This window comes from Dietzia sp. DQ11-44, from assembly GCF_014145205.1.
Lineage (GTDB): Bacteria > Actinomycetota > Actinomycetes > Mycobacteriales > Mycobacteriaceae > Dietzia > Dietzia natronolimnaea.
In genome coordinates, this window is the sequence record NZ_JAALEC010000301.1 from 1 (window position 1) to 5,656 (window position 5,656).

Sequence of the window (5,656 nt, forward strand, 5' to 3'; positions counted from 1 at the left end):
ATGGTGCTGGCGGCGGTCGCCGTGCTGCTGTCCGGGAGCGCGACCGGGTCTGAGCTGCGTGCCGCGGACGCGGAGCAGCCCGAGTACGGCCCGGCCACCGATCCCCCCACGTCGCTCCAACCGCTCTGGATGCACGGCTCCGCCGGGACCGGCCCCCCGCTCACCACCAAGGGCAACCTCGTCACCGTCTCCCCGGACGGGGTGCTGGTCGGCCGGGACGCGGGTTCCGGGGAGGAGAGCTGGTCCTACACGCACGCGGGGCGGTTCTGTGCCGGAGCGTTCTACGCCGATCGACTCGTCGCCGCGTTCGACGGCGCCTCCGGGTGCAGTGACGTGACGTCCCTCGACCCGACCCGCCAGGAGTACGCGAGCACCAGACAGAGTGTGTATCCGGACTCGATGGAACTCACCGGCTCGTGGAAGCACGTCCTGGCGTTCAGCCCGGACCGCCTCGAGATCTGGCGCGACGACCTGGTCCGGACGGTCGAGTACGGGGCCGTGGAGGCTCCGCAGGAGGCCGGGATGCAACCCCGCACCGGGTGCACCCTCGTGACCGCGGATCTCACCGACGAGCGCTTCGCCGTGACGGAGCGCTGCCCCGGCGAGGACTCCGTCAGGCTGACGATCTCGAAGACCGTCCCCGAGGACAATCGCGCCCCCGAGGAGATCGCCTCGGACCCGACCGGTGCCGACGGTCTGTGGATCATCGAGGTGACCGAGCAGGGGGTCCTGGCGCTCCGGAACCAGGGCCCCGACTGGACCGTCGAGTGGTTCACCTCCCCCACCGAACACTCGACCGTGCTCGCTCTGGAGGGTGAGCCGGCCGTGCCGCCCTCGCACGAGTCCGTCTCGGGCGACAGCGCTCAGGTGAGATGGTTCGACGGACGTTCCACGCACGCCTTCGACGGGCCGTCCGGGAGATACTCGTGGACCCTGGGCGGGTCGACGGGCCCCGGACTGACCGGGGGCTGGTCCGCCGACCCCGCGGCCCATTCGACGGGCGAGTGGGTGCTGGTGCCGGTCGCCGACGGGCTCGCGCTCCTGGACCACGACACCGGGCGCGAGGTCCGTCGCCTGGCCGGGCAGGCGGCACCGGGACCGGGCGTGACGGGGCTCGCCCAGATCGGCGACATCCTGTACGAACGCCACGCGGGAGAGATCCGCGCGTACAAGCTCGTCGCCTGACCCCCCGGGGTGGATACGGGAGCCGTGCGGGTCGGCAGGGTCAGACGGCGTACCACTCGATCGCGTCCCTGCGGAACAGCGACACCAGCGCGACAGCGCAGACCACGGCGAGGATCAGACCGGCGAGGTACTGGTCCGATCCCACCCCCACGTACCAGGCCACGAACAGCAACAACAACTCCGCGATCACCACGAGTCCACGGCCCCACCGTCGACCCCGCAACAGGCCCACACCGGCCGCGAGAAGGCCGCCCCCGAGGATCGCGAACCACACCGCGGTGCCGTAGCCACTGATGACGACGGTCTCCTCGCGATGGCCTCCGGCCGCCCGGATGGCGAGGGCCACGGCCACCCCGACGCCGATGAGGCCCTGCGCGGAGGAGATCCACCCGGCCAGGCGCACGGGCGTGGGGATCGCGGTGCGGGGATCGAGGCGATCCGGCGGGGGGCGGTGGTCGTCAGGTCGGCTCACGTTCACCTCCACAGGGTATGTCGCGGTGACGGCCGGGCCCGCACCACCCTTGCGGACTGGACTCCGATTAACCCATTACAGCCTCTGGCGTGCGATTTCGGTTCGATTTGACAACCGGGGTGACCTTTGCCACATCGCGGCGGGAGAGGGTTGACTTGTCATGGAATCGTGGCACCATCATTCGTAACAGCGCAGACGCACATTGTTTGCCTTGCCTTAACCGGGAGCTGCTCCTCACGGAGCGAGCCCTCGGAACGGGTACACCCCCACCACATCACCGGATGTGACACAGCGCGTACGTCCGCGTGCCGATCCTCGCAGATCGGCGCGTCGGCGGCGTCTTCCCGTGTCCGGTTGACCCGATAACGGTCTCGTAACCGTAAGGAGTTCCCATGGACTGGCGCCACAAGGCCATCTGCCGCGACGAGGATCCCGAGCTGTTCTTCCCCGTCGGCAATTCCGGACCCGCCCTCGCGCAGATCGCCGAGGCGAAGATCGTCTGTAACCGTTGCCCCGTCACCTCCGAGTGCCTGGCCTGGGCCCTCGAGTCCGGCCAGGACGCGGGCGTCTGGGGCGGCATGAGCGAGGACGAGCGTCGCGCGCTCAAGCGTCGCCGCGCCCGCACCCGCACCGCGGTCTGATCACCGCCACCTGATCACCGCATTCTGGTGACCGCGATCCCACGGTACGCGGTCCGGTCGGCGACCTGAACGGACGCCCGACCCCACGAGAACGACGAAGGCCGGTTCCCCTCCCGCGTGGGAGGGGAACCGGCCTTCGTCGTGACGGTCGATCGTCAGCCGATGACGGCGATGAGGTCTCCGGCCTGGATGACGTCGCCGGGGGCGACGGCCACCTCGGTGACGGTGCCGGCCGTCTCGCACAACACCGGGATCTCCATCTTCATGGACTCGAGGAGCACGATCGTGTCCCCCTCGGCGACCTCGGTGCCGACGGCTGCGACGACCTCCATGACATTCGCGACCATCTCGGCACGGACCTGTTCAGTCATTCGGATGTTCCTCTGCTTTCCTCACGCGGCGGCCCCCGGACTCCTCAATGCAACCACACGGGGGTTCTCATGGGAGACTTGTACACCGACGAAAGGAGGCGACCATGGGCAAGCGTGGCCGCAAGAGGCGGGATCGCCGCAAGAAGAACGCCAACCACGGCAAGCGTCCGAACAGCTGAGTCCGGACCATCAGAACCGAGCGAGGGGCGGACACCGTGTCGGTGTCCGCCCCTCGCCTCGTCTCCGGTGAGGTCAGTGCGGGTCCCGCCGGTGGACGGTCGTGGTCCGGTGCACCACCGTCGTCCCGTCGGAATCGGTCGTGGTGACCGTGGTGCGTCGGATCTCCACCATGAGTCGTTCCCTCAACCCCGACGGCGCCTTCTCGCAACACGAGCGGGACAACTTGGCCTTGAGCCGCCGCTCCGAGAGGAAGAGTTCACGGCAGGGCGGACACCCGGCGAGGTGATGCTCGAGCCTCGAACGACAGGCGTCGTCGCACTCGAGGTCCACCAGCAGGGACAGGTCGCGCCGGGCGGCCTCACAGTCGATCTGGTCGAGCCGCGGGTCGTGTTCCCTCGTCACTTCGCGCCCTCCGTCCTGTCACGACCGAAGCCACGCTCGGTCGCCACGTCCCGGAGCAGCTCGCGGAGCTGCTTGCGTCCTCGGTGGAGGCGTGACATCACGGTCCCCAACGGGGTGTCCATGATCTCGGCGATCTCCTTGTACGGCAGGTCCTGGACGTCCGCGTAGTACACGGCCATCCGGAACTCCTCGGGGAGCTGGGCGAGCGCGGACCGGATCTCGTCGTCCGGCAGCAGTTCCATCGCCTCGACCTCCGCCGAGCGCAGGCCGGTGGAGGTGTGCTCCGCCGCCGCCGCCAGCTGCCAGTCCGTGATCTCCTCGGTCGGATACTGGGCGGGTTGGCGCTGCCGCTTGCGGTAGTGGTTGATGTACGCGTTGGTGAGGATGCGGTGCATCCAGGCCCGGAAGTTGGTCCCGGGCTTGAAGGAGTGGAAACCCGCGTACGCCTTCGCGTACGCCTCCTGCACCAGGTCCTCCGCATCGGCCGGGTTGCGGGTCATCCGCAGCGCGGCACCGTACAACTGATCGAGGAGCGGCATGGCCAACTCCTCGAACTGTTCGGCGCGTTGGTCGGACTCGTCGGGCTGCAACTCGGTCGGCAACCGGTACTCCTCACCTGTCGATGACCCGGAGTCTATCCGCACGCCGGGGGCGTCGAGGACCGCGGTCCGCATCGCACCCTCCTCTCCCGATCCCGGGGACAGTCCCGGGTACCTGCTCTCCTCAACGCCGTCCACGGTCACGCTATTCCGGCCGGTGCCGTCACTAGGCTGGGCAGGATGAGCCGTAAGCGCACGGGACACGGGAAGTCCGACTCGGCGGCGACCCCCGCCCTCGCCGCACTCCGGTCCGCCGGGGTCGACCACGAGGTGCACACCTACGACGCGGGAAACGGCGCGTTCGGCGACGAGGCCGCCCGCGTCATGGGCGAGCGACTCGGGATCGACGCCGCCAGGGTGTTCAAGACCCTGGTGCTCGCCACCGCCCGCCCCCCGGCGGGCACCCGGATCCCGCTGGCTGTCGCGGTCCTGCCGGTCACGGCGATGCTCGACCTCAAGGCGGCGGCCGCCGCGCTGTCCTCCGGGAAGGCCTCGCTCGCCCCCGTCGACGTCGCGGAGAAGGCCACCGGGTACGTGGTCGGCGGAGTGTCCCCCCTCGGGCAGAAGAGGTCGCTGGCGACCGTGGTCGACAGCTCCGCGTGGGATCACCCCACGATCCTGTGCAGCGCCGGCCGTCGGGGGTGGGAGATCGAACTGGCACCCGCGGACCTCGTCGGCCTCACGGGAGCCACGGCGGCGTCGATCGCCGCCCGGTGACGCCGTGCTAGAAGAGCATCCCGGCGGACGGGTCCACCGGCCGGACCAGTTCCGGGCCCTCGTTCCTGACGTTGGAGACCGCGCGTGAGACCGGCCTGATCTCCACCGAGTCGGCCCACTGCCCCAGGTCGCCGCCCGCGCCGTCGACCAGGGCCCTCGGGTCACCGATCACGGAGGGGTCGAGCCAGTCGGAGACCACGGACGGGTGCACCACGAGCGGCATGCGGTCGTGGACGCGGCGCAGCGGTCCGAGCGCCTCGGTGGTGAGGATCGTGCACGACAACTGCGTGACGGTCTGGTCGCCGGGGTCACGCCGGGCCTCCCACAGCCCCGCCATGAGCAGCCCCTCGTCGCCGGGCAGGCTCATGTGGAACGGCTGCTTGGGGCCCGCCCTGCCGCCGGGCGTCGCCGGCTCCCCCGGGACCCACTCGTACCAGCCGTCCATCGGGACCACGCAGTGGCGCCGCGCGACGGCGGTACGGAAGGAGGGCTTCTCGAACGCCGTCTCGACCCGCGCGTTGAACAGGGTGGGCAGCCTGCCCGGGTCCCTGGCCCAGGACGGCACCAGGCCCCAGCGCATGGCACGCAGGATCCGTCGGGGGCCGGCGGGATCGTCGAGGCGTTCGCGCGGGGCGTCCAGGACGAGGGCGGGGACGGTGGTGGTGGGCGCGATGTTGAACCTCGGGGAGACCGGGCCCCGGTCGGGCCACAACCCCGGTGGCGGCGAGGACGCCTCGTCGACGGCATCGAGCTCCACGGCGAGTCGCGCCGGATCCGAGGAGAGGGAGAACCGTCCACACATGCGGTCCATCCTCCCACCCGGACCGGGCGGGATCGGGGTCGATGCGCGACAATGACCAGGTGAGTCATTGGAACGCCCCCGTCGCCGGCACGCCCGTGGACGCCGTCGTCCCCGTACCCGGGTCCAAGTCGCTGACCAACCGCGCCCTGGTCCTGGCCGCGCTGGCCGACGCCCCCGCCCGGTTGAGCGGGACGTTGCGCAGCCGGGACACCGACCTGATGATCGGGGCGCTCACCGCGCTCGGCACCCGGATCGAGGGCCCCACGGGGCCGCCCGCGCCGGGCGAC

The 5,656-nt window shown here is 70.5% G+C and carries 8 protein-coding genes and 1 pseudogene; 4 read left to right on the plus strand and 5 right to left on the minus strand.

Annotation, left to right across the window (positions count from 1 at the left end):
* Positions 1-1,185, plus strand: a 1,185-nt coding sequence (locus G6018_RS08375) for a hypothetical protein (protein WP_182639370.1), incomplete at its 5' end; no start/stop codon positions are given.
* A 40-nt stretch (positions 1,186-1,225) separates the two neighbouring features.
* On the opposite strand, the gene G6018_RS08380 is transcribed toward G6018_RS08375, so the two are convergent.
* The gene (locus G6018_RS08380; RefSeq protein WP_338404193.1) at positions 1,226-1,657 is read right to left on the minus strand and encodes a hypothetical protein; all 432 of its coding nucleotides are present in this window, start codon (positions 1,655-1,657) and stop codon (positions 1,226-1,228) included.
* Positions 1,658-2,049: 392 nt separating this feature from the next.
* Here G6018_RS08380 and G6018_RS08385 point away from each other — a divergent pair, with 392 nt between their 5' ends.
* Complete coding sequence (locus G6018_RS08385) at positions 2,050-2,298, plus strand: WhiB family transcriptional regulator (protein WP_179524794.1); 249 nt, start codon at positions 2,050-2,052, stop codon at positions 2,296-2,298.
* 155 nt (positions 2,299-2,453) lie between these two features.
* Here the strand turns inward: G6018_RS08385 and G6018_RS08390 are convergent, their stop codons facing one another.
* The 3 genes from G6018_RS08390 to G6018_RS08400 all read right to left on the minus strand — a co-directional run bounded on the left by G6018_RS08390 (position 2,454) and on the right by G6018_RS08400 (position 3,925).
* Positions 2,454-2,669, minus strand: coding sequence for a biotin/lipoyl-binding carrier protein (locus G6018_RS08390; RefSeq protein WP_017836613.1), 216 nt, complete (start codon positions 2,667-2,669; stop codon positions 2,454-2,456).
* A 252-nt stretch (positions 2,670-2,921) separates the two neighbouring features.
* Entirely contained in the window at positions 2,922-3,251 is a 330-nt protein-coding gene (locus G6018_RS08395; RefSeq protein ID WP_179524793.1) for a zf-HC2 domain-containing protein, read from the minus strand.
* Positions 3,248-3,925, minus strand: coding sequence for a sigma-70 family RNA polymerase sigma factor (locus G6018_RS08400; RefSeq protein WP_179524792.1), 678 nt, complete (start codon positions 3,923-3,925; stop codon positions 3,248-3,250). The genes G6018_RS08395 and G6018_RS08400 overlap by 4 nt, the downstream gene beginning before the upstream one ends.
* A 105-nt stretch (positions 3,926-4,030) precedes the next feature.
* Between G6018_RS08400 and G6018_RS08405 the strand changes: the two genes are divergently transcribed.
* Entirely contained in the window at positions 4,031-4,567 is a 537-nt protein-coding gene (locus G6018_RS08405) for a YbaK/EbsC family protein (RefSeq protein ID WP_182639371.1), read from the plus strand.
* Positions 4,568-4,574: 7 nt separating this feature from the next.
* Here G6018_RS08405 and G6018_RS08410 read toward each other — a convergent pair whose 3' ends face one another.
* The gene (locus G6018_RS08410) at positions 4,575-5,378 is read right to left on the minus strand and encodes an SOS response-associated peptidase (RefSeq protein ID WP_347237833.1); all 804 of its coding nucleotides are present in this window, start codon (positions 5,376-5,378) and stop codon (positions 4,575-4,577) included.
* 32 nt (positions 5,379-5,410) lie between these two features.
* Between G6018_RS08410 and G6018_RS08415 the strand changes: the two are divergent.
* Positions 5,411-5,656, plus strand: a pseudogene (locus G6018_RS08415) (3-phosphoshikimate 1-carboxyvinyltransferase); the annotation flags it as partial.